We start from the raw sequence: 20,900 nt of genomic DNA, 5'->3' as shown, positions 1-20,900 counted from the left end.
TATGCAGCATCTTTCCTCCCGTATTAAAGGCCAGCCAGGCCACCAGCATCAATTATAATAACAAGTTTCATGATCTTTTATTTGTTCTAAGCTTGTTCACCATACCAATAGGTCGCTGTTACACCCCCATCCATTAAAAAATCACTTCCGGTAATAAATGCGCCATCAGGCCCCATTAGCAAGGCCGCTAAATTACCTACTTCGTCAGGGGTGCCTGCCCTTTTTGCAACAGAAGATTCTATCATTTTTCGATAACCCTCACCACGTGGCCCCTTTAGTTCATCATTAGCAAGCGGTGTAATAATGATACCCGGGCTAATTGTATTCACTCTTGCCCCACGTTTGCCCCAACGCACCGCCTCTGCCATTACTCTTAATGAATTCCCACGTTTAGAAAGTTGATAAGCATGTAAACTATCAGTTACCTGGCCAGGTTGAAGAAATGGAAGCTTTAATAATTCTTCCACAGGTGTAATCGCCAGGGCTTTGCTTTGCTCAATTGAAAGAGGTGGCAAACGATGCCCGGATTGTGAGGCAATGACTACACAGGAACCACCAGTTGAGATGACCTTTCCAAATTCTTCCAGCACCAGCGCTGTGCCATACAGGTCAACTTTAAGTATTATCTCTGGTGAAGCCTGTGAAGGAGAAACACCGGCGGCATGAATAACGCCAAAGACCTCTCCCAGGGTTGTTGCTTGTTTTACAAGCGCCTGGACAGAAGTACGTGATGATACATCAACAATGGCAGTCGATGTTTTGAACCCGGCATCGTCCAGTGTTTTAGCTGCGGCATCAGCATTCTCCTGGCGAAGGTCTGCCAGCAGCACTTGTTTACCTGCACTCACTCTGCGGGCGATTGCCTGTCCAATGGAACCGGCGCCAATCACAACAATTACCTGGTTCATAGCATTTCTTTTTTGATCATAATTATTTCTTTACTGTATTTATTTAACTGAAAATACAGGGAACGGCGAAGGGGTTTTTAATTTCGTCTGAGGTCTTGCCTATCATTCACCTACAATTTGATGAGGGCCATAGTGCCCGTTATTTTAGACAATGCTCCCAGCGTCAATTCAGTGGTGCACATACATCACCATTAACTTTCCTGTAATTCCGGTGGCTAGTAACCTTGCATACCAACTATGCAGTTGTTGATTCTCAGATGCTCCACTAATATATAAAGCAGGGTTTAACCTGGAAGTGTTTAACAGTTTTTGAACTCCATGTATGATGATCATACTCCTAATGAAAAGATAAATGTAAAACTTATCACTCGCTTCCAATCGCTCCTCTACTACCTTAAGTAAAGCATGATCTTATATTTTTGATTATTGTCGGCATGAAAGTTTAAGAACAGATTAACCAGGTTCAATCTTTTTATAAACAATGGCACAAGAACGAAAAAAGCCGAGCATAATATGTTCGACTTTTTAAATTTGTAGCCCGGACAAGAATCGAACTTGTATCTAAAGTTTAGGAAACTTCTATTCTATCCATTGAACTACCGGGCCAAAGAAGCGCAAAAATAATGGTTCAAGGCATTATAAATCAAAACAATCATTGCAAAAACTTAATTTACAGAATCAACAAGACTTATGAAAAAGATCCTGTCACTATTTGCTTTACTTTTTATACTGGGCATTTCTACCTCAATAGCCCAAAAGCCTACACTCAACCATATAGCTCATTACATATATGACCTTCAAAAAAGCACCGCTTTTTATACCCAGGTCATTGGTTTGGACACTATCCCTGAACCTTTCCATGATGGCAAGCATACCTGGCTCTCTATAGGGGACAAAACCCACCTTCACCTTATCCAGGGAGCTAAAACACCCGAAAATCATGACAAGAACAGCCATATCTGCTTTACCGTTCCTTCTGTTGAGCAGTTTATTAAACGACTAAAAGATGCCGGAGTTCCCTTTGAAGATTGGGCAGGAACTACCGGAGCTGTTACCCATCGGGTGGATGGGGTTCTGCAGATCTATTTCAAAGACCCTGACGGATACTGGATAGAAGTAAATGATGCAAGGCAATAAGCTGCATCTCTCTTTCTGCTTTACTCTTATCTTTGCAGCCCTCAATAATAATATATGAAATTTTATAATATACTGATTAAATATCGCTTATATATTGGATTGGTGCTGATAGTGGCCGGCCTGGCCATGAACCTTACTATTAGTGGCTTCTGGCCCGTATTTCCATTATACCTGGTAGGGTTAATCCTTATTGCCGGGCATTTCTTTTTTGGCCCGCTTCGATTGATACAGGAACATATGGAAAGCGGCAATATGGAAGAAGCTGAAAAAGTGATCAATTCCATTCAATTCCCCAACCTGCTCTATAAGCCCATTCGCTCTGTTTATTACACCTTAAAGGGAAATATTGCCATGATGAAGCAGGACTTCGACTCGGCAGAAGTGAACATGAAGAAAGGTCTTGACCTGGGCATGCCCATGAAGGAAGCTGAAGGCGCAAGCATGTTGCAAATGGGTATGCTTGCCATGCAAAAGAATGACATGAGAGGCGCTGAAAGTTATATTCGCCAGGCGCTTCGTAAGGGTTTGCCTGATAAAGAGAACCATGCAGCCGCGTACCTGCAGATGTGCAGCCTCATGATGAATAAAAGAGAATTCCGGGCAGCAAAAGATTTTTTCCGCAAGGCTAAGGCGCTGAAGCCTACAACTCCCCAGATCGTTGACCAGATCAAACAAATTGAAAAATACATATCAAGGATTCCCGGCTAATGAATCAAACCTTATCGAACATCGATACTATTATCTTCGACCTGGGCAACGTCTTGGTGGATTGGAGTCCTTCCTACCTGTTTGATAAGATATTTCATAAAAAAGAAGATAGGGATTTCTTCCTTGAAAATATATGTACGCCTGAATGGCATAATGCCCAGGATGCAGGCACACCGCCAGCGGAAGCAACAGAAGAAAAAGTAAAAGAATACCCTGAATGGGAGCATGCCATCAGGGCTTTTTATGCCCGGTGGAAGGAAATGTTCATGGGGACAATTGATGGATCTGTAGAAATACTCCGTGAATTAAAATCCAAAGGATATAAACTCTACGCATTAACCAACTGGAATGCTGAATTGTTTAACAAAACGCTTGATGATTTTCCTTTTATACAATTGTTTGATGGAAAAGTGGTGAGTGGCGCTGTGAAGAAAACCAAGCCTGGTGAAGACATCTACCTGCATTTACTCGATAAATACAAAATAACTCCTGGACAGGCTGTATTCATTGATGATAAAAAGGAAAACATTCTCACAGCTGAAAAACTGGGGATCAAAGGAATACAATTCAGCAATCCTGAACAATTGAGAAAAGACCTGGAAAACTTAGGTATTTTATAAACCACTAACCATGCAAACTACAGAAGCAATCATTTTTGATCTCGGTGGAGTTCTCATCGATTGGAATCCCTCCTATCTATTTGACAACTTATTTGATGATAAAGAAAAAAAGAAACACTTCTTTGAAAATATATGCACTCCTCAATGGAATGAAGAGCAGGATGGCGGGCGTTCATTAAAAGAAGGTACCGAACTATTGGTAGACCTTCACCCCGAATGGAAGGAATACATTGAGGCTTTCTATGGACGCTGGGAAGAAATGTTAGGTGGACCCATTCATGAAACGGTGGATATTTTCAGGGATCTGAAACAATCGGGGAAGTATCGTTTATATGCACTAACCAACTGGAGTGGCGAACTATTTCCAATAGCCCTGGAGCGTTATGATTTCCTGCATTGGTTTGATGGACGTGTAGTAAGTGGTGATGAAAAAATGCGCAAACCTTTTCCAGAATTTTACCAGTTAACACTTAACCGGTTTGACCTGAAGCCCGAACGTACATTATTCATTGATGATAACCTTCGAAATGTAAAGGCGGCTGAAGACCTGGGTATCCAGGCAGTCCGTTTTGAAAGCCCTGCACAATTAAGAAAAGATTTGGAAGCCCGGGGCCTTATTTAAAGCACCCGGCATTATCTTACAGCTAAACACTGCATATGGTGAGGATTTTGTGCTTCCTTCTTTTGCTGAACTGCTCATCCTGCTATATGATCAGGGCCTATAAGGTGCGCAAGTTCGAGCTGACAGATCCTCAACGCATGCCTTATGTTTCTATAGCTCCATCAACTACACCCTATTATTTTAAACAAGACACAACTGAAAACCGCTACCGTGATATAAAAAAATACCTTGACACTAGCTTACCCAAATCACACACTGCCGCCTTCCTTGTTATAAAGAATGACAGCATCATTTATGAGCGCTATTTTAATGGCTTCACACAGCAATCAAAGCTTCCTTCTTTCTCAGTAGCTAAATCATTTGTATCCACACTTGTAGCTGTAGCACTAATGGAAGGAAAGATCAACTCGCTCCAGGACCCAATAACAAAGTATATCCCCGAGCTTTATCAAAAAGACCAGCGTTATGAAAGGATAACCTTGCAGCACCTGCTGGATATGAAAAGTGGTTTACATTTTAATGAAGGCTCTTATGGCCTGAAAGATGATGCGATTAAACTGGGTTTTAGACCTAATATTTTTAGGCATGTGCTGAAAGTAAAAATTGATATGGAGCCAGGTAAAAAATTCAGGTACCAGAGCATCAATACCGAATTACTGGCCATTGCTGTACAAAGGGCCACAGGGAAAAAGGTGGCACCTTACCTGCAGGAAACCCTTTGGCAACCACTGGGAGCAGAATTTGAAGCCAATTGGAATGTGGATAGCAAAAGGCACAAGCAGGAAATAGCTTTTGCAGGATTGAATGCGACCGCCCGGGATTTTGCCAAACTAGGACAACTATTTATTCAAAAAGGACAATGGCAGGGGAAGCAGATATTGAGTCCCTCCTGGGTGTCCAGGGTGAATAATGCGGATAGTATGGAGCAAGCCGGCGGTTACAAGAATCAATGGTGGAGCGAATTAAGCAGCATTTACTTCAAGGACTCTTTGTCAGCTGATCAGTTTCGAAGACAAACCCCTCATTCAGACCAGGTAAACAAAACAGCAAAAGGCTACCAGGTTCGCTACCGTACTGATGCCTTTAATGCAGAAGGTTTACTCAACCAGTTTATTTACATCAATCCTAACAGCCATGTGGTCATTGTGAGATTAGGAAGGTATTGGTATCACCCTAGTATGTATGCCAATGAATTTATCTATAACCTTGGCAACAAACTTTCCTCATTCTAACACAGGACGCAGCCATCTTTCAGCTTCTTCAATAGACAGCCCTTTGCGAGAAGCATAATCTTCAAGTTGATCTCTACCGATCTTTCCAAGTCCAAAATAATGGCTTGAGGGATGAGCGAAATACCATCCGCAAACCGAAGCGGGTGGATCCATAGCCAGGCTTTCTGTAAGGGTGATACCTGCATTCTCAGTGGCATTCAGCAAATCAAACAATTTCCATTTTTCCGTATGGTCAGGACACGCAGGATAACCTGGCGCGGGCCTGATGCCTTTATATTGTTCTTTGATTAATTGCTCACTGGTCAATGATTCATTTTTTTCATATCCCCAATATTCTTTCCTCACCTGCTCATGCAGGCATTCCGCAAATGCTTCTACAAAACGATCGGCCAGTATCTGTACCAATATCTTATTATACTCATCGTGCTGCGATGCAAACCGATCGATATGTTCACGGGCACCATGAATGGACACTGCAAAAGCACCCATATAATCATCCCCTTTTGGCGAAATAAAATCTGCTAATGAGTAACTAGGTTGACCTGCAGCTTTTTTGGATTGCTGGCGTAGAGATTCCAGTTGTACAGTTCCTTTGTCAGTTTGCACAGTGATGCTATCCCTATTATTAGAAGTGGCAGGCCAGAAACCTATTACCCCATTAGCAATAAACCAATTTTCTGCCACGATCCTATCAACCATTTTCATGGCATCATTGTACAGGCGGGTAGCTTCTTTTCCAAATTTTTCATCATTCAATACTTCAGGAAATCTTCCCGGCATTTCCCATCCAATAAAGAAAGGACCCCAGTCAATATACCGGGCTATTGAGGCGAGGTCATAATTCCTTAATACTTTAACTCCATCAACCTGTGGCTTTACAGGTTGATAACTTTCCCAGTCAAATGTTTCCTTACTGGCCACTGCCTGTTCATAAGGGATCAATACTTTGGCTTTCTGCTTATTCAGGAATTGTTCCCTGAGGGCGTTGTATTCTGTACCTGTTTGTTGCAAAAACCCCTCTTTGCCTTCTTTGTTCAGCAGGTTACTTACTACGGTTACACTCCTTGAAGCATCAAGCACATACACTACACCGTTATCATATTCAGGTGCGATCTTTACGGCTGTATGTGTACGTGAAGTGGTAGCCCCACCAATCAGCAATGGCTGTTTCATATTTCGCCGCTTCATCTCCCGTGCCACGTGCACCATCTCATCAAGGGAAGGAGTGATCAATCCACTCAAGCCTATGATATCAACATTCTCTTTTTGCGCCGTTTCAAGTATTTTATCAGCAGGCACCATTACACCCAGGTCTATCACTTCATATCCATTACAACCTAACACCACCCCTACAATGTTTTTTCCTATATCGTGCACATCTCCTTTCACTGTTGCCATTAAAACTTTAGCAGCTCCGGCCACTTCATCTGCCTTTGTGCCAGCAGCCAAATGCGCTTTAAGTCTTTCCTCCTTTTCAGCTTCAATATATGGTGTCAATATGGCCACTGATTTTTTCATGACCCTGGCACTTTTCACTACCTGTGGCAGGAACATCTTACCACTGCCAAACAAGTCACCTACCACATCCATACCTGCCATCAGCGGCCCTTCAATAACATCCAAAGGCTTTGGATATTTTATCCTTGCCTCCTCTGTATCGGCATCAATATAGTCGGTAATACCATTGACCAACGCGTGCTTCAGGCGTTCCTCCACTGAACTATTACGCCAGCTTTCATCCCTGGCCTCTCCTTCTTTTCCTTTGGCCTTTACAGTTTCTGCAAAGTTCACCAGTCTTTCAGTGGCATCTGGCCTGCGGTTCAGTATCACATCTTCACAGAGTTCCTTTAGCTGTGGCTCTATCTCGTCATAGACCACCAGTTGTCCCGCATTCACAATACCCATATCCATACCTGCCCTGATAGCATGGTAAAGGAATACTGCATGTATGGCTTCACGTACATGGTCATTGCCCCTAAAGGAAAAAGACACGTTACTTACACCCCCACTCACCTTCACCAACGGCATTTTCTGTTTGATAATGCGTGTGGCTTCTATGAAATCAACAGCGTAGTTATTATGTTCTTCAATGCCCGTTGCAATAGCAAAAATGTTGGGATCGAAAATGATATCCTGTGGTTCAAAACCCACCTGCTCTGTAAGTATCTTATAGGCTTTCTCACAGATAGTGATCCTTCTTTCCAGGGTATCGGCCTGGCCCTGTTCGTCAAATGCCATTACTACCACAGCGGCTCCATAGGCCTGGCAGATGAAAGCCTGCTCAATGAATTTGGCTTCGCCCTCTTTCATGGATATGGAGTTCACAATACATTTTCCCTGCACACATTTTAATCCTGCTTCAATGATCTCGAACTTCGATGAATCGATCATGATAGGAATTTTGGCGATGTCTGGCTCCGCCTGCAAAAGATTCAGAAAAGTGGTCATTGCCTTTACACCATCCAGTAAGGCATCATCCATATTCACATCAAGTACCTGTGCCCCGTTTTCCACCTGTTGGCGTGCTACGGACAGGGCTTCCTCGTATTTATTTTCCCTTACCAACCGGGCAAACTTTTTAGATCCCGTTACATTCGTTCGCTCACCTACATTGATAAAATTCGATTCGGGCCTGATGGTCAAAGGCTCCAGCCCTGATAGTTTCAGATAAGGTTTGATAATAGTCTGTTCACTCATTTTATTTATTTTGCCACTAAGACGCTAAGGCACCAAGGTTCACAAAGTGAGAATTCTTCTTTTAATGCCATCTTTAATTAGTGGGACGCTAAAATTTATTAAATAACCCAATTGTTGTTGGTAAGCTTCAAATAACTTAATAATTGAGCTTCCCAAACAGGATGAAAATTTTCCTGTGCTTTCAATTCAACAATAACACAATCTTCAACTAACAGATCCAATCTTAATCCTTCTTCAAAGATTAAATTATCATAGACAATCGGGACTTTCTTTTGTGAGATGAAGCTTAATTCTCTTTTTGTAAGTTCATAACAAAAACACTTTTCATAAACACTTTCCAACAAACCCGGACCCAGTGCTGTATGCAATTGATAGGCAATATCAACTATTTCTTTTCCAACATTTTCAATGAATATTTTCTCTGCCTTATCCATTAATAATCTCTTATTTCCTTCTTTGTGTTTCTTTGTGACTTTGTGTCTTTGCGGCCGCTGCTTAATTAGACCAGATCTTTTTCAAGCACCGGCAAGGGTCTTGGTTTGATATTGCGCACATGCTCCGCGATATGCCTGATATGATCAGGAGTGGTACCACAGCAGCCACCAACGATGTTGACAAACCCGGCTTCAGCCCAGTCTTCAATGAAGTGAGCCGTTTCCTCTGGTTGTTCATCATATTCACCCATAGCATTTGGCAGGCCTGCATTCGGATAGGCAGAAGTATAACATTCAGCTATCTGGCTCAACTCCTCAATATGAGGACGCATCTCTTTAGCACCCAACGCACAATTCAATCCCACACTCAATGGATGCGCATGACGTATGGAAGTATAAAAAGCTTCCAATGTTTGTCCGCTTAAAGTACGTCCTGAAGCATCAGTAATAGTGCCACTGATCATAATAGGAAGTTCTTTTTGATTGGTCTCCCTGAAGTACTTTTTGATGGCGAAAATGGCAGCCTTTGCATTTAAGGTATCAAAGATGGTTTCTATCAATAAGAGGTCAACGCCGCCATCTACAAGGCCTTTCACCTGTTCATAATAAGCTTCCACAGCCTCATCAAAAGTAAGCGCCCTGTACCCGGGATTGTTCACATCGGGGGAAAGTGAAAGCGTCTTATTCAAAGGACCAATTGCACCTGCCACATATTTTTCTTCTCCAGACCCTACCAGCAGGGTAGCTTCTTTGGCAATCCGGGCAGCAGCTACATTGATCTCGTAAGCAAGTTCCTGCATGCCATAATCAGCAAGCGATATCTTGTTTGCATTGAAAGTATTGGTCTCAATGATATCGGCGCCGGCCTCCAGGTAATGACCATGGATCTCACGGATGATATGGGGCTGTGTCAGGCATAAAAGGTCGTTGTTTCCTTTTACATCACTTGGCCAGTTTTGAAAGCGTTCACCCCTGTAATCTTCTTCTTTAAGGTGATAACGCTGTATCATGGTGCCCATAGCACCATCAATGATCAAAATGCGATGATTCAGTAAATCACGGATATCTTTCATAAAGAATTTATTTAGCAAAAGAATAAATGCAGGTCCTACATTGTTCTATTCTTACCAGTTTGTATGGAGTAGCTAATAAACGAGGAATCCCTTAGAGTGAGTTTCTACGTTTATTAGTTCTGTTAAGGCCGAACAATAAACAAATCCGCCTGTGAAGCGCAAAAGTAAAAAATATAACCCGTAATGGTAAAAACTTTACCTGTATCAATAAAAGTTAAAGGAAAAATTACCGGCTGGAGACATAACTATCCACGGGAAGGCGGTTCTGCAGGCTGCGTGCCAGTGTCATTTCATCAGCATATTCCAGCTCACCACCAAAGGCAATGCCCCTGGCAATGGTGGTAACCCGTGTGCCTTCAGGCAGTTTCTTTTGAATATAATAAATGGTAGTATCACCCTGTATGGTAGGACTAAGTGCAAAGATCACTTCGAGGGTCTCTTCCTTATGCACCCTGTTCACAAGGGTCTCTATATTCAACTGGTTAGGTCCTACGCCATCAAGAGGTGAAATTACCCCTCCCAATACATGATAGGTGCCACTGAATTGCTGGGTGCTCTCCAGGGCTATCACATCCCTGATATTCTCCACCACGCAAATCACATCCTGCTTGCGCATACTGTTGGCACAAATAGAACATATATCGGCATCCGCTACATTATGGCAGCGCTGGCAGAACCTGATCTCCGTGCGCATCCTGCTCATAACTTCACTAAAATGCTGCACGTCTTCCGCATCTTCTTTCAGCAAATGAAGCACTAACCGTAATGCCGTTTTCTTGCCAATGCCAGGTAACTTCGAGAACTCATTGACAGCATTTTCCAGGAGTGAAGAAGAGAATTGCATAAGTGATAAAGGTACTAAAAATGAGGCAGCAGGACGGTATAAAACCTGCTTCACAGGTTCAAATTGTTGTTAAGAAATCCAGGGTAAAAATGGCCAATAGAAAGACAGGGTCATCTTTCAAATTCATTATCCCAGTTAGGCTTGATGGTGATCTTCTGTTCTATTGGTTTTACCAGTTCAGGTTGCCTTTTTGTGCCAAAGAATTGCCCGGGATCCCACTTTCCATTATCATTAATATCATACAATATCCGAAGTTCATAATCGCCCGGTACAAAACTGTTTTTACTGAATGTCCCTGATTTAACAGGAGCTGAGTACATCACCTGGTCATTTTGTACAAAAAGCAAAACGGGGTTCCTTGCCAGGTCAATATTACGCAGGCGTATACTCACATTGCCATAATCAGCCTGTGATTTAGTCAGAAAGGTCAGCGTATCCGTTTTTAATAGTTTTTTGCCAGCAGAATCAACTGCAAAATCCTTATTCAGCACCAGGTTATAGCGGGTAGCTTCCTTCCATGGGGTATGAATGGTTAGTACTTTAGCTGAACTGTCCAGTCTTGCCGTGTAAGTCACAGGATTAAAGCTGCTATCCGTTGTCAGGGCAATCTTCGTGCTGTCGAAACTTTTTAAAGCTGTGCCAAAATTGATCAGGAGGTCTTTATTCAGGTCCTGCTGCCCGGCTGAAGCATCAGAAGTAAAAATAAGGCGGTTTTCAGCCCTTGCCCTGGCCAAAGGATTGGCAGCTACAGGTGTTGCAACCGGCACTTCTCTATAGGCATATAATGTCAGTGCAGTATCCGCAGCCCCGGTATGAACAGGAGAATCAGCAAAAGCAAATAACTGTGTTTTATTGATATATTTCCTTCCTGTTCCGGCATCACTAAGTGCATAAACAGCAAAAGTGCCTTGCGGCAGGTTATGAAATCGAAAATTACCACTGGCATCCACCTTTGTCACATACATTGGCCTTTGTTTCATCACCGCCGAATCCTGGAGGTTCTTATGTAATACAACTATTAAGGTGGAATCTGTCTTGCCTGTTTGCGCTAACAGAACTTTCCCTTTCAATTCCAGGGAATCCAACACCGGGCCTGTTGAAAAAGTATAGGTATAGTTCTTTAACACATTCCCCTCATTAAAATCCTTGATGGCATTACCAAAATTAAATATATAGGTAGTATTGGGTTCCAGCGTATCCCTGAAATGAATAGTGATTGTTTTGCCTTTTACATCCACCCTTGGATTGTTTTGAAACAATGGCGCAAAAAGCAGGTTGTTCTGCACATCCTGCAAGTCTACGTATTCATTGAAAGTAAGGGTGATACGGTCAGATCGGAAATTCAATGTAGAATCGCGGGGTGTGGCGCTCAATAATTCTGGTGGAATTGAGTCCCTGGGCCCTCCCTGCGGGGGAATAATATTGGCACAGGAACCACCGAACAGGCTGGCAACAACTACAAAAAACAATATAGCTACTGGAAAAACATGCCTCATTGAAAAGCAAACATAAAACCTTTCCCATAAATCCTTTAAAGGCTGTTACTAATAAAGCCTTAAAAGCTGGATAGGCTGCAAGTAAATATTTATACTGACCCAAACATGTAAACTGTAAATTAATCGGGCGGCTTACATAACCCTGAATTCTGTAAGCTCCTCTTCTTCTTTCAGTTCATGAAGGGAAACATAGAGCTTATGTTCTTTTACAAAATTGCACCAGTGGCACTCCGGCTTGCCACAGCCCTTGTAAAAATCATGCGCCTGTATGCGTTCCCAGCTTTGCTGTACCTGGTCAAGCACTATCTCTTCATGGTCTGGCCTGATAATTATTTTCTTATGGTCAAATTCATTCTTTTCATTTGGCTCAATGAACAGGAATTCGATGCCTCTTAATTCCTTGTTTTTTGCCTTCTGCCGGTCAAACAGGATCTTATAAAATACGGCCTGCCTCCAGTAATTGCCACCTTCCGGCTTTTGCGGATGTCCTGGTTCAACAAATTCATAACGCCGGTTACTTTTTTCAAGGCTCCCGGTTTTAAAATCAGTGATCATTACTTCGTTGCCCCAATACTGCAATTTGTCAGCAAAGCCCTTTAATGGCACATGATCCACAACGGCCTCCATAGGCACCTCTGTGCGTACAAATTCCTCTCCAGCACCAGCAAAGAACTGGTCGTAGAAGGCTGATAAACACCTGGACCCATACTCTGTAAAACGCAACAGGCTTTCCTTTGTAAACACTTCCCGGTTAAAATGTATATGCCACTGAAAACGGTTGATCAATACTTCTTTTCCCGGATATTGCCGCCCTGCTTCCATCATCTTTACATAGAAGAAATTCAAAGCATCGTGCATGCTGCTACCAAATTGCGCACTTTCACTGATGGCTGAAGGTATCCGTATAAGATTGTTATAATAAAATTTAATCGGGCACTCCAGGTAGTTATTAAGTGCCGTAACATTCATTTTAAAATTGACCAGCAGGTTATCAATAAAATCCTTTTCCGCCTTTTCCAACTCGGGTTGTTGTACAAGGCCATACCGGAGTGAAGAATATACAAGCCTGGTATCTTCATTTATTGTTATAGGCTGCACTTTCAGATCCAGGGAATTCATTTCAGCAATGAAACGCGAAGCTTCCAGCGCTTTACCCTCATTTGTAAATGAAGGGAAAGAAATATATAAGTATTTTTCGGCCCTGGTGGCAGCCACGAAGAATAGTCTTCTCAATTCTTCTTCTTTCTCTTCAGGCGATTCACTATTGAATACATTGGGAGGCAGCTTATATCCCTGGCTGAATTTTCTTTTGGTTTCCCAAACACTGGAATAACAACCAATAAAGAATACATATTCATATTCCAATCCTTTACTGCCATGACAGGTCAATAGGTTCACACCTTTTTCATTACCACTAGTTTGCACCAATGGTATTGAGATGCCATTTTCTTCAAGCAGGTGAATTTGCTTCAACAGCCCTTCCAAATCCATATCCGGATTGCGGCGGCATTCATCCTGCAGGAAATCGAAGAACCCATTCAGCAATTTCATCAGCCAGGCCTTGTCGGGCTGCTTCATGATATAAGACAGAATGCCCGCTTCGTTGAATAGCAATTCAAACCATTTCAACAAGGGAAGGTTCTCAGAAGCTGAGATCAGTTGTTCCAGCACCTGGTGAACGCGTATAAACCTGTCCGTGGTTTCATCATCACTGAAAAGCTTTTGCTGGTTGGCAGTGGTCAGCCTGCCCAGGTAATCCCTGAGAAATACCGGTTCCTTCTTTGTCCGCTTATTGGTATTCACCTCATTGCAAATGGTAGCAATCTTGAGTGCGGGCAAGTGGTGAAAATTATGATGCAGTATTTCAAATAGAACAGATTCGCCGCTGAAGGGAATTTCCTTTTCTGCAATGATGTATTGCGGGTACGATAATATCTTTTTTACCAGGGGTTCCTTCAGTAAGTTCAACGACTTGCGTGTATAATAAGGTATGCTTTGCAATTGCAGGAATTTCTGTAATTCTTCTCCTGTCTTATGCTCCTTATAAATTACAGCTATGCGTCCCGGCTCTACCCCTTCAGCTATTAATTCCCTGATCTCTTCTGCTATCAGTATGTTCTCTTCAAATTCATTGTTTACACTCCGGATAACAGGGGCAATCTGCAGGTCCTTATGTGCTTCGTTGGCCGATGTAAGTATCTTCTCAAGGTCTTTATATTCATTTACCAGGCGCTGCACATTGTTTTGGATCAGTGAATGGGCCGCATCAAGAATAGGCTGCACACTCCTGTAGTTTTGGGTAAGCACCACCTGCAGCAGGTCCTTTTCATATTTCCGCGCCAATTGTACCATGTTTTCCATATTGGCCCCCTGGAACCGGTAGATGCTCTGGTCATCATCACCCACCACAAATAGATTAGGACTTTCTTCCTGCCAATAGCTAACAAGCAATTCCACCAGTTTGTTTTGAGCTCCACTGGTATCCTGGTATTCATCTACCAAAAAGAACTGGTACTGCTCCTGGTAAGATGCCAGCACTTCCGGGTCGCTTTCAAATACAGCTATCACCCAGTTGATCATATCATCAAAATCATAGCGCTGCTTTTCTTTCAATATTTGCTGGTATTGAGGAAAGGCCTGCACAGCCGCCTTTAGCATTACCATCTTCTCTATTTCCTTTTTTCCCTCAACCGTTAACTCTACAATACCCTTTTTGAACTTTGTTTTATTATAAAAAGTCTCGGGAATGATGTTTTCAACATAGTCATCAATCTTTTGCAACAGGAACTCGGGGGTCCATCCTTCCCGCTTCATACTTCCAAACAGTTCTTTCAGGTAGTTGGCCTCAAAATAGGCATCCGTTTTAAAACGCTTCAGAGGATTGGTATTATCAAACGAATCAATCAATTCTACCAGGCATTGAACCTGTTCCAGTTCATTGATGGGCTGCAGGTCCTTTTTATGAAATAAATGCATGTTCTGCTGGATCACCATATTGCAGAAGGAATGAAAGGAGTGGATCTGCACGGTGTACGCATCAGGTCCTATCAAAGAAAGTAAGCGCTTCCGCATTGCCAAAACCCCCGCATCGGTATACGTCAGGCAAAGTATATTGGAGGGCAGCACATCGGTTTCAAGCAAAATCTTACCTATACGCACACTGAGTATCTGGGTCTTCCCCGTTCCCGGACCAGCTACCACCATCACAGGCCCATAGATCTTGTCTACGGCCTGCTTTTGCTGCGCATTCAGTTTATTGTATTCAGCATTGAAGTTTTGGAGCAGTTTATCTTTCAGTAAGGACATGTATCAAAGGTAGCAGTGAATTGCTATAATGTTTAGCATTGTGGAAAACCTGTACACTACAAACCTGTCTCCACCCAAAAGGTGAATAATTTGTGGTAAATTGACAATGGGGAAAAACATCTGTTGTCAACACTTTCACAGTTTGTTAAGACTTAATGACGAAATCATTCGTTTAACGACTAACCAACCAACATGCATACACACAAAATTCAGCATGACCTCATCATTCATGCGCTTCCTTCCAAGGTCTGGAAAGTGCTTACCTCTTCTGAATATGCACGACAGTTCCTGTTTAACGAAGAGTTGCGTTCCGATTGGATGAAAGGCAGTCCTATTATACTTGATATTGAAAGCAACGGCATACGGGAATCTGTTAGCAAAGGCACGGTACAGGAAGTAGTGCCGGGCATTTCCATGCAGTATACCTTATATGCCTTGCCTGAATTTGCTGAATCCCCAGTAACCTGTTCTTACGAATTGGCCCCGGAAGAAGGAGGCATCAGGCTCATCATTTCGCAGGAACTGGAATTACCTTCACCAGGCTTATATAAACTTGTTTCAGGCAATTGCCAGATGATGTTGCAAAAGATCAAATGGCTGGCGGAATACTGTTGAAAAAACAGCTGTCACTGAAGCAAATACTTTTTCTGACCACACCTTCCATTGCTAACAAAAAATGAAATAGATTTATCCTGCAGTGCATGCTGGTTTCGTGCGTCGAAGATTGATGCTTAGGCAGTCATATACATTTCCTTTCCACTCCTTGAAAGAACCTCCCTATTAATTGACTTAAAATAATTATGGAATGAAGCCTGTTTACCTGTTAGTGCTCCTGTTCCTGGCAGGTTGCCTGCATAAAAAAAATGATTCCTTGCTGGGAAGGTGGCAAATCATTTTATTGAAAGGAAAAGATTCTTCGGGAAAAGAAGTGGCTTTGTATAATGCCCGAACGGATACTACTAAAAGATACCTTTCTTTTATTAATGATACAACAGTGCATCGGGCTGCAGGTTCAAAAAAAGACGCTGATACCATCAATTACTTACTGGTAGGCGATACCATTTTTTCCAAAAGAGGTATTCGTAATTATTCTATGGAAGCCATTACCAGTGACTCGATGATCATCACAGGAGATGATCAATCCAAAATCACTATTGTCAGGATGAAGGAGCAGTCACATTAGCATTATAGTTTCACCCGCGGATAACCTTTGTCCAGCCAGTCTGTTTTCATATTATGTGGCAGGTCCAGCAATTTATAATTAGTGAATTTAAGTTCCTTCAATAAGGCCACTGCAGGGCGCACATTTGGGCAATGCTCATAAGGACAGCAACCACAATAGACCACTACTTCCTTTTTCCTGTCCAGTCCTTTTAGCTGGTTGGTCAGCTTGGCCAGGTTTTCCTCCTCCTGTACCGGTCCCACTACTATGGAATGAGGTATTAGTGCACCCGGACCTACACTGATTATTACTGGCAAGGCGGTTGAACTGTCATTTAACTTTTGGGCCAGTTCAGATGGCTGCATAACATGATCCGGGGTCCAGTTCACAGGCTTTTGGGCAAAACCAGTAATGGAAATAATAATGAATGCCAGGGACAAGATCAATGTATAGAAAGGCCGTGATGATTTCATTGCCTAAAATTAATGAGGATAATGCTGAGGCACCGTTAAAATTTGCGAACCTGTGGCCTATAAGTTGGCACAGGTTTTTCACCTGTAATAATAAATATTAGTATGAAAGAAAAGATATACAATCCCGCTTCTACAAATGAACAGTCACCAGCAGAGGGCATGGGTGCCGTAAATACCTTCAACCCTGAAGAAGTAGAGGATATGAATGGGCATGAACATGAACCCATTCCTAAAAACTTTGAAAGGGAAGAGCGCAGGGGCCAAAGAGATGACACTAAGAAAACGGAAGATTAAGCACTTTTCAATTAAGGGTAATAGAACAGTGATATAGTAAATAAGAACTTACCTCCTTTTTCACTTTGCGATTGTCCAATGTGCGCTATCGTAACACTATGATGCTGAAGCCATTCATTCACCTTTGTTTCTACAAGGCTGTGCGTTGACTCAGTGAACAATTTCATTTTAAGCACCGACCGGTCATTGACTAACACCCTTGTTTGGGATAATTGTATTTCTTCCATGGCAATTATTTAATATTCCTTATTTGTTCCATAACCTTATTGACCATACAGTCACAATACACCAGGTTAAATTCAAAAATATCTGCTGTACTATAACTTTCTTCCAGCCTTTTTTGTAGTACTGTTTTGGCCCTGTTAAGTCTCACTTTTACACTAACAGCCGAAATGTCTAAAAGTTCAGCGGTTTCAGCCACAGAAAAACCTTCCACCTCTCGTAATATAAATACGGTTTTATAAATGAGTGGCAAATGTTCCAGGTGATAAGCCACCACCCTTCCAAATTCTTTGCGCATAAGATCTTTCTCGGGGGAAACTGTGTTTAAATGCATAGGCTGGGCATTTTCCTGGATCTCTGGTTGGCTGCTCTCTCTTTTATAAGCACCATACGTTTTTTTATACAGGCATTTATGGATCAGTATCCGGGTGATCCATGTCTTAAAAGACGAGCGCCCTTCAAATTGGGCTAATTTTGTGTAGGCACTGATATAGGTTTCCTGCATCAGGTCCTGTGCATCCTGGTGATTGAATCCATAACTTCTTGCCACTTTATAAAGTCCCGCGTTATTTTTCCTGATCAATTCAGCAAACAAATCAGTCTCCCCGTCAATAATTGACCGGATCAGAACTTGTTCACCGGAATCCTGGCCGGATGTGAGAAGCATTTGCATGTGCATTTTTTATTATTGAACAATTAAAATGGCCTGTTTCCCCGCAGCAGGTAACTTAAAATTACTTTACTTAAGACAGATTTCTGGCGGCAGCGTTGAACCTAAATGATTCCGCATACCATTAATACGCTGTCATTCTTAGGTACCGAATTATAAATACAGGGCAAATGAATAATTGAAATCTTACTTATTCTTCTTCATTACCAATGCTGTATGACCCATTTTTAGAATAGAGCAGCCAGCTACCAAAAAGGTTACAAAAAATGCCTGGTATTTTTTCAACTGTAATTAAAGCCCATCATTAACAGGGAATATTATTTGCAATGCTCTCCATCGAACTATGACTAAATCTAAAAAGTCTATTTACAGTGCACTGGCAGCCAACATACTTATTGCTATCACCAAGTTCATTGCAGGCTCCATCAGCAACAGTTCGGCCATGATTGCCGAAGGAGTGCACTCGGTAGTTGATACTATAAATGAATTGTTACTGTTATATGGCATCAGGCTAAGTAAAAAGCCTGCCGATGCCCTTCGTCCATTCGGATATGGGAAAGAGTTATACTTCTGGTCCTTTATTGTGGCATTGCTCATATTTGGCCTGGGAGGTGGCATCTCTATCTACCAGGGATACCAGCATATCCGCCATCCCGAACCGCTGGGCGATCCTACCTGGAGTTACGTAGTATTAATCATCTCAATTGTATTCGAAGGCAGTTCACTTTTCATTGCTTTTAAAGAATTCAATAAACAGCATAAAGAAGAAACCATGTGGTCTGCCATTCACCGCAGTAAGGACCCCACCAGTTTTACCATACTATTTGAAGATGGTGCTGCGGTGATTGGTTTGCTGGTTGTACTGGCAGCAGTTTACTTCGGGCATCGCTACCAGCTACCCTACCTGGATGGTATAGCTACAGTTACCGTTGGCCTCCTGTTAGTGGCTGTTTCATTGATCCTTGCCCGTGAATCGCGGAGTCTTTTAATGGGTGAAGGTATAGCACCTGATACACAGGCCAGGATCACTGCGCTTATTGAAAAGGATCCTCATGTGAAAAAAGTGCTGCATATTTTATCCACTTACCAATCGCCCGAAGAGATCGTATTAATGATCGTTGTTGCTTTTCATGAAAACCTTGATACCTCTGATATCAATGAAGCTATTGAGAGAATTCGTGATATGATCAAAAAGGAATACGCATTGGTACGCTATATATTGGTACAGCCCGAATTTTATGAACAGGCTCCAGGCAAGATTAAAATAGAGCAATAGTATCAGTGTTATAAATGACGGTAATTATTTTTCCATAAAGCGCCTGAAACCATCATAGCTCAGTATCTTAAAAGCAAACCAAAGAACGCCGACTACTTTTAGAATCGTAGCCATTAAAGAAATAATATTCCATCCCTGCCAGTGCATCAAACGCATTTGCTCGCCCACATATCCCAGGCAAAACCCAAATGCTATCAGCAGTATCGTATATTTTGCTTTCATAAAAAATCCCACTATTGGGATATATTCAATGATTCATTATTAATTGAGTAGTACATGCGTATTCTTCTTTAATGACCTAAGAAATAATCGCTATAGAAAGTATTCCACCCAAGCCTTCGATATTTGAAGTACTCTTCCAACTTATCAACTTTTCAACCTTTCAACCTTTCAACCTCTCTTCCCCTTTTTCAACCTTTCTACCTCTCTCCTTCATCATTCGAAATTCCTTGTTCGAAATTCTGCGGTTCTCTTTTTCCCTCGTCCGCCATAGCTTTAGCGTAGGTGGATCCTTATCAACCTTTCAACTTTTCAACCTTTCAACTTCTCTTCCCCTTCTTCATTCGACATTCCTTGTTCGATATTCGATATTCAATCCCTTATCAACCTTTCAACTTTTCAACTTTCAACCTTTCAACCTTTCAACCCTCTCTCCCTCCTCCTCAAAAATCATCTCCAATCCTACCAATCTTAGTTCTCTCTCTTATTACCTATCCGACATTCCCATCACCTTCTCCCACAACTCCGGTATCCTTTTTATCCAGGCTACTTCCTTTCGCTTTTTTGTATAATCTTCCGCAGGTGTACCCCAGTATCTCTTTCCACCTTCAATGCTTGATACCACGCCACTTTGTCCAAACACCTCTGCACCCTTACCTATAGTAATAGTTTTATTCACCCCAACCTGGCCCCACATGATCACCTCATCTTCCATGGTCACAGCACCAGCCACGCCTACCTGGGCCGCAAATAAACAATTCTTACCCGTTACGGTATCATGACCTATATGCACAAGATTATCCAGCTTGGTACCTGCACCCAATATTGTATCCGAACTCACACCCCGGTCAATAGTGCAGTTGGCACCTATCTCTACATAGTCTTCTATCACTACCCTGCCACCACTCAGCATCTTTTTAAAATAGATCTCCCTGTTAGTTTTCTTATTATAATAAAACGCATCACTTCCAATGACAGTACCGGCCTGGATAATGACATGATCACCAAGCACGCAATGATCCATGATCACTACATTGGGATGAATAACGCAATGCTCCCCTATGGTCACATGGTTACCTATCACGGCACCATGCATAATAACAGAGGTTGCGCCTACGGTAGCTGAATCACTGATGGCTTTCACCACCGGTTCAAATGGCCTGAAATGTTGCACGATTTTCTGGTAAGCTTCAAATGGTTCATCCACAATCAGCAAAGATTTACCTGGAGGAAACTCTGTGGGCGTATTAATAATAATATACGTAGCTGCAGAGTTGATGCATGTAGCATAATATTTAGGATGATCAACAAAAACCAGGTCTCCTTCTTCCACTTTATGGATCTCATTGATACCCCTTACCATCCCTGATGATGTACCAACTATTTCTGCGCCAATTAAACTGGCGATTGTTGTTAGGGGTACAGGTTTTTCAAAACGCATGCAATAAATTTTGACAAAGGTAGGGCTACTGACACTTCAGAAAGACCCTGGAACAGTAAACAAACT

21 protein-coding genes and 1 tRNA gene are annotated in these 20,900 nt (G+C 42.2%); 9 read left to right on the top strand and 13 right to left on the bottom strand.

What is annotated here, in order from left to right:
* Positions 1–86 precede the first annotated feature (86 nt).
* Both BUA53_RS16865 and BUA53_RS16860 read right to left on the bottom strand, forming a co-directional pair.
* Positions 87–908 (bottom strand): SDR family oxidoreductase, encoded by an 822-nt coding sequence (locus BUA53_RS16865; RefSeq protein WP_072836568.1) that lies wholly within the window; start codon positions 906–908, stop codon positions 87–89.
* A 534-nt stretch (positions 909–1,442) separates the two neighbouring features.
* Positions 1,443–1,514, bottom strand: a tRNA-Arg gene (locus BUA53_RS16860).
* A gap of 84 nt (positions 1,515–1,598) precedes the next feature.
* Here BUA53_RS16860 and BUA53_RS16855 point away from each other — a divergent pair.
* From BUA53_RS16855 to BUA53_RS16835, 5 genes are all read left to right on the top strand, one after another.
* Positions 1,599–2,045: a VOC family protein gene (locus tag BUA53_RS16855; protein ID WP_072836567.1), complete on the top strand. Its 447-nt coding sequence runs from the start codon at positions 1,599–1,601 to the stop codon at positions 2,043–2,045.
* Positions 2,046–2,099: 54 nt separating this feature from the next.
* Complete coding sequence (locus tag BUA53_RS16850) at positions 2,100–2,753, top strand: tetratricopeptide repeat protein (RefSeq protein WP_072836566.1); 654 nt, start codon at positions 2,100–2,102, stop codon at positions 2,751–2,753.
* Positions 2,753–3,373 carry an HAD family hydrolase gene (locus BUA53_RS16845; RefSeq protein WP_072836565.1) on the top strand — a complete coding sequence of 207 codons (621 nt, stop codon included), beginning with the start codon at positions 2,753–2,755 and terminating at the stop codon, positions 3,371–3,373. Before BUA53_RS16850 ends, BUA53_RS16845 begins: the two co-directional genes overlap by 1 nt.
* Positions 3,374–3,383: 10 nt before the next feature.
* Entirely contained in the window at positions 3,384–3,995 is a 612-nt protein-coding gene (locus BUA53_RS16840; RefSeq protein WP_072836564.1) for an HAD family hydrolase, read from the top strand.
* A gap of 86 nt (positions 3,996–4,081) precedes the next feature.
* Positions 4,082–5,227, top strand: coding sequence for a serine hydrolase domain-containing protein (locus tag BUA53_RS16835; protein ID WP_217653019.1), 1,146 nt, complete (start codon positions 4,082–4,084; stop codon positions 5,225–5,227).
* On the opposite strand, the gene metH is transcribed toward BUA53_RS16835, so the two are convergent.
* From metH to BUA53_RS16805, 6 genes are all read right to left on the bottom strand, one after another.
* A complete protein-coding gene (metH, locus tag BUA53_RS16830; RefSeq protein ID WP_072836562.1) occupies positions 5,219–7,924 on the bottom strand; it encodes a methionine synthase in 2,706 nt (901 codons plus the stop codon). The genes BUA53_RS16835 and metH overlap by 9 nt on opposite strands.
* Before the next feature lie 98 nt (positions 7,925–8,022).
* Complete coding sequence (locus BUA53_RS16825; protein ID WP_245793193.1) at positions 8,023–8,358, bottom strand: GxxExxY protein; 336 nt, start codon at positions 8,356–8,358, stop codon at positions 8,023–8,025.
* Between the two features lie 65 nt (positions 8,359–8,423).
* Complete coding sequence (locus tag BUA53_RS16820; RefSeq protein WP_072836561.1) at positions 8,424–9,431, bottom strand: homocysteine S-methyltransferase family protein; 1,008 nt, start codon at positions 9,429–9,431, stop codon at positions 8,424–8,426.
* A 226-nt stretch (positions 9,432–9,657) separates the two neighbouring features.
* Positions 9,658–10,329, bottom strand: coding sequence for a recombination mediator RecR (gene recR / locus BUA53_RS16815; RefSeq protein ID WP_262494417.1), 672 nt, complete (start codon positions 10,327–10,329; stop codon positions 9,658–9,660).
* 56 nt (positions 10,330–10,385) lie between these two features.
* Positions 10,386–11,771, bottom strand: coding sequence for an Ig-like domain-containing domain (locus BUA53_RS16810; RefSeq protein WP_072836560.1), 1,386 nt, complete (start codon positions 11,769–11,771; stop codon positions 10,386–10,388).
* A 132-nt stretch (positions 11,772–11,903) separates the two neighbouring features.
* Positions 11,904–15,077: an ATP-dependent helicase gene (locus BUA53_RS16805; RefSeq protein ID WP_072836559.1), complete on the bottom strand. Its 3,174-nt coding sequence runs from the start codon at positions 15,075–15,077 to the stop codon at positions 11,904–11,906.
* A 192-nt stretch (positions 15,078–15,269) separates the two neighbouring features.
* On the opposite strand from BUA53_RS16805, the gene BUA53_RS16800 reads away from it, so the two are divergent.
* Both BUA53_RS16800 and BUA53_RS16795 read left to right on the top strand, forming a co-directional pair.
* Positions 15,270–15,692: an SRPBCC domain-containing protein gene (locus BUA53_RS16800; RefSeq protein WP_072836558.1), complete on the top strand. Its 423-nt coding sequence runs from the start codon at positions 15,270–15,272 to the stop codon at positions 15,690–15,692.
* Between the two features lie 190 nt (positions 15,693–15,882).
* Positions 15,883–16,260, top strand: a complete 378-nt coding sequence (locus BUA53_RS16795) for a hypothetical protein (protein WP_072836557.1) — start codon at positions 15,883–15,885, stop codon at positions 16,258–16,260.
* Positions 16,261–16,262: 2 nt separating this feature from the next.
* Here the strand turns inward: BUA53_RS16795 and BUA53_RS16790 are convergent, their stop codons facing one another.
* Positions 16,263–16,712: a rhodanese-like domain-containing protein gene (locus BUA53_RS16790; protein ID WP_072836556.1), complete on the bottom strand. Its 450-nt coding sequence runs from the start codon at positions 16,710–16,712 to the stop codon at positions 16,263–16,265.
* Positions 16,713–16,814: 102 nt separating this feature from the next.
* Here BUA53_RS16790 and BUA53_RS16785 point away from each other — a divergent pair, with 102 nt between their 5' ends.
* Positions 16,815–17,006, top strand: coding sequence for a hypothetical protein (locus BUA53_RS16785; RefSeq protein WP_072836555.1), 192 nt, complete (start codon positions 16,815–16,817; stop codon positions 17,004–17,006).
* Positions 17,007–17,017: 11 nt separating this feature from the next.
* Here BUA53_RS16785 and BUA53_RS16780 read toward each other — a convergent pair whose 3' ends face one another.
* Both BUA53_RS16780 and BUA53_RS16775 read right to left on the bottom strand, forming a co-directional pair.
* On the bottom strand, positions 17,018–17,233 hold the full coding sequence (locus BUA53_RS16780; protein ID WP_072836554.1) for a hypothetical protein: 216 nt from the start codon (positions 17,231–17,233) through the stop codon (positions 17,018–17,020).
* Between the two features lie 5 nt (positions 17,234–17,238).
* Entirely contained in the window at positions 17,239–17,901 is a 663-nt protein-coding gene (locus tag BUA53_RS16775; protein WP_175546103.1) for a sigma-70 family RNA polymerase sigma factor, read from the bottom strand.
* Positions 17,902–18,241: 340 nt separating this feature from the next.
* Here BUA53_RS16775 and BUA53_RS16770 point away from each other — a divergent pair, with 340 nt between their 5' ends.
* The gene (locus BUA53_RS16770; protein ID WP_072836553.1) at positions 18,242–19,174 is read left to right on the top strand and encodes a cation diffusion facilitator family transporter; all 933 of its coding nucleotides are present in this window, start codon (positions 18,242–18,244) and stop codon (positions 19,172–19,174) included.
* A gap of 24 nt (positions 19,175–19,198) precedes the next feature.
* Here the strand turns inward: BUA53_RS16770 and BUA53_RS16765 are convergent, their stop codons facing one another.
* Both BUA53_RS16765 and BUA53_RS16760 read right to left on the bottom strand, forming a co-directional pair.
* A complete protein-coding gene (locus BUA53_RS16765; protein WP_072836552.1) occupies positions 19,199–19,396 on the bottom strand; it encodes a hypothetical protein in 198 nt (65 codons plus the stop codon).
* A gap of 484 nt (positions 19,397–19,880) precedes the next feature.
* Positions 19,881–20,834, bottom strand: coding sequence for a UDP-3-O-(3-hydroxymyristoyl)glucosamine N-acyltransferase (locus BUA53_RS16760; protein ID WP_072836551.1), 954 nt, complete (start codon positions 20,832–20,834; stop codon positions 19,881–19,883).
* Positions 20,835–20,900 lie beyond the last annotated feature (66 nt).

This window comes from Flavisolibacter ginsengisoli DSM 18119, assembly GCF_900129295.1.
Lineage (GTDB): Bacteria > Bacteroidota > Bacteroidia > Chitinophagales > Chitinophagaceae > Flavisolibacter > Flavisolibacter ginsengisoli.
This window is presented reverse-complemented; position numbering and strand designations above follow the sequence as displayed.

What these genes read in the sequence shown, in the direction of transcription:
- BUA53_RS16865 (WP_072836568.1), bottom strand. Translation starts at nt 908, where the DNA reads ATGAACCAGGTAATTGTTGTGATTGGCGCCGGTTCCATTGGACAGGCA.
- BUA53_RS16855 (WP_072836567.1), top strand. Translation starts at nt 1,599, where the DNA reads ATGAAAAAGATCCTGTCACTATTTGCTTTACTTTTTATACTGGGCATT.
- BUA53_RS16850 (WP_072836566.1), top strand. Translation starts at nt 2,100, where the DNA reads ATGAAATTTTATAATATACTGATTAAATATCGCTTATATATTGGATTG.
- BUA53_RS16845 (WP_072836565.1), top strand. Translation starts at nt 2,753, where the DNA reads ATGAATCAAACCTTATCGAACATCGATACTATTATCTTCGACCTGGGC.
- BUA53_RS16840 (WP_072836564.1), top strand. Translation starts at nt 3,384, where the DNA reads ATGCAAACTACAGAAGCAATCATTTTTGATCTCGGTGGAGTTCTCATC.
- BUA53_RS16835 (WP_217653019.1), top strand. Translation starts at nt 4,082, where the DNA reads ATGATCAGGGCCTATAAGGTGCGCAAGTTCGAGCTGACAGATCCTCAA.
- metH (WP_072836562.1), bottom strand. Translation starts at nt 7,924, where the DNA reads ATGAGTGAACAGACTATTATCAAACCTTATCTGAAACTATCAGGGCTG.
- BUA53_RS16825 (WP_245793193.1), bottom strand. Translation starts at nt 8,358, where the DNA reads ATGGATAAGGCAGAGAAAATATTCATTGAAAATGTTGGAAAAGAAATA.
- BUA53_RS16820 (WP_072836561.1), bottom strand. Translation starts at nt 9,431, where the DNA reads ATGAAAGATATCCGTGATTTACTGAATCATCGCATTTTGATCATTGAT.
- BUA53_RS16810 (WP_072836560.1), bottom strand. Translation starts at nt 11,771, where the DNA reads ATGAGGCATGTTTTTCCAGTAGCTATATTGTTTTTTGTAGTTGTTGCC.
- BUA53_RS16805 (WP_072836559.1), bottom strand. Translation starts at nt 15,077, where the DNA reads ATGTCCTTACTGAAAGATAAACTGCTCCAAAACTTCAATGCTGAATAC.
- BUA53_RS16800 (WP_072836558.1), top strand. Translation starts at nt 15,270, where the DNA reads ATGCATACACACAAAATTCAGCATGACCTCATCATTCATGCGCTTCCT.
- BUA53_RS16795 (WP_072836557.1), top strand. Translation starts at nt 15,883, where the DNA reads ATGAAGCCTGTTTACCTGTTAGTGCTCCTGTTCCTGGCAGGTTGCCTG.
- BUA53_RS16790 (WP_072836556.1), bottom strand. Translation starts at nt 16,712, where the DNA reads ATGAAATCATCACGGCCTTTCTATACATTGATCTTGTCCCTGGCATTC.
- BUA53_RS16785 (WP_072836555.1), top strand. Translation starts at nt 16,815, where the DNA reads ATGAAAGAAAAGATATACAATCCCGCTTCTACAAATGAACAGTCACCA.
- BUA53_RS16780 (WP_072836554.1), bottom strand. Translation starts at nt 17,233, where the DNA reads ATGGAAGAAATACAATTATCCCAAACAAGGGTGTTAGTCAATGACCGG.
- BUA53_RS16775 (WP_175546103.1), bottom strand. Translation starts at nt 17,901, where the DNA reads ATGCAAATGCTTCTCACATCCGGCCAGGATTCCGGTGAACAAGTTCTG.
- BUA53_RS16770 (WP_072836553.1), top strand. Translation starts at nt 18,242, where the DNA reads ATGACTAAATCTAAAAAGTCTATTTACAGTGCACTGGCAGCCAACATA.
- BUA53_RS16765 (WP_072836552.1), bottom strand. Translation starts at nt 19,396, where the DNA reads ATGAAAGCAAAATATACGATACTGCTGATAGCATTTGGGTTTTGCCTG.
- BUA53_RS16760 (WP_072836551.1), bottom strand. Translation starts at nt 20,834, where the DNA reads ATGCGTTTTGAAAAACCTGTACCCCTAACAACAATCGCCAGTTTAATT.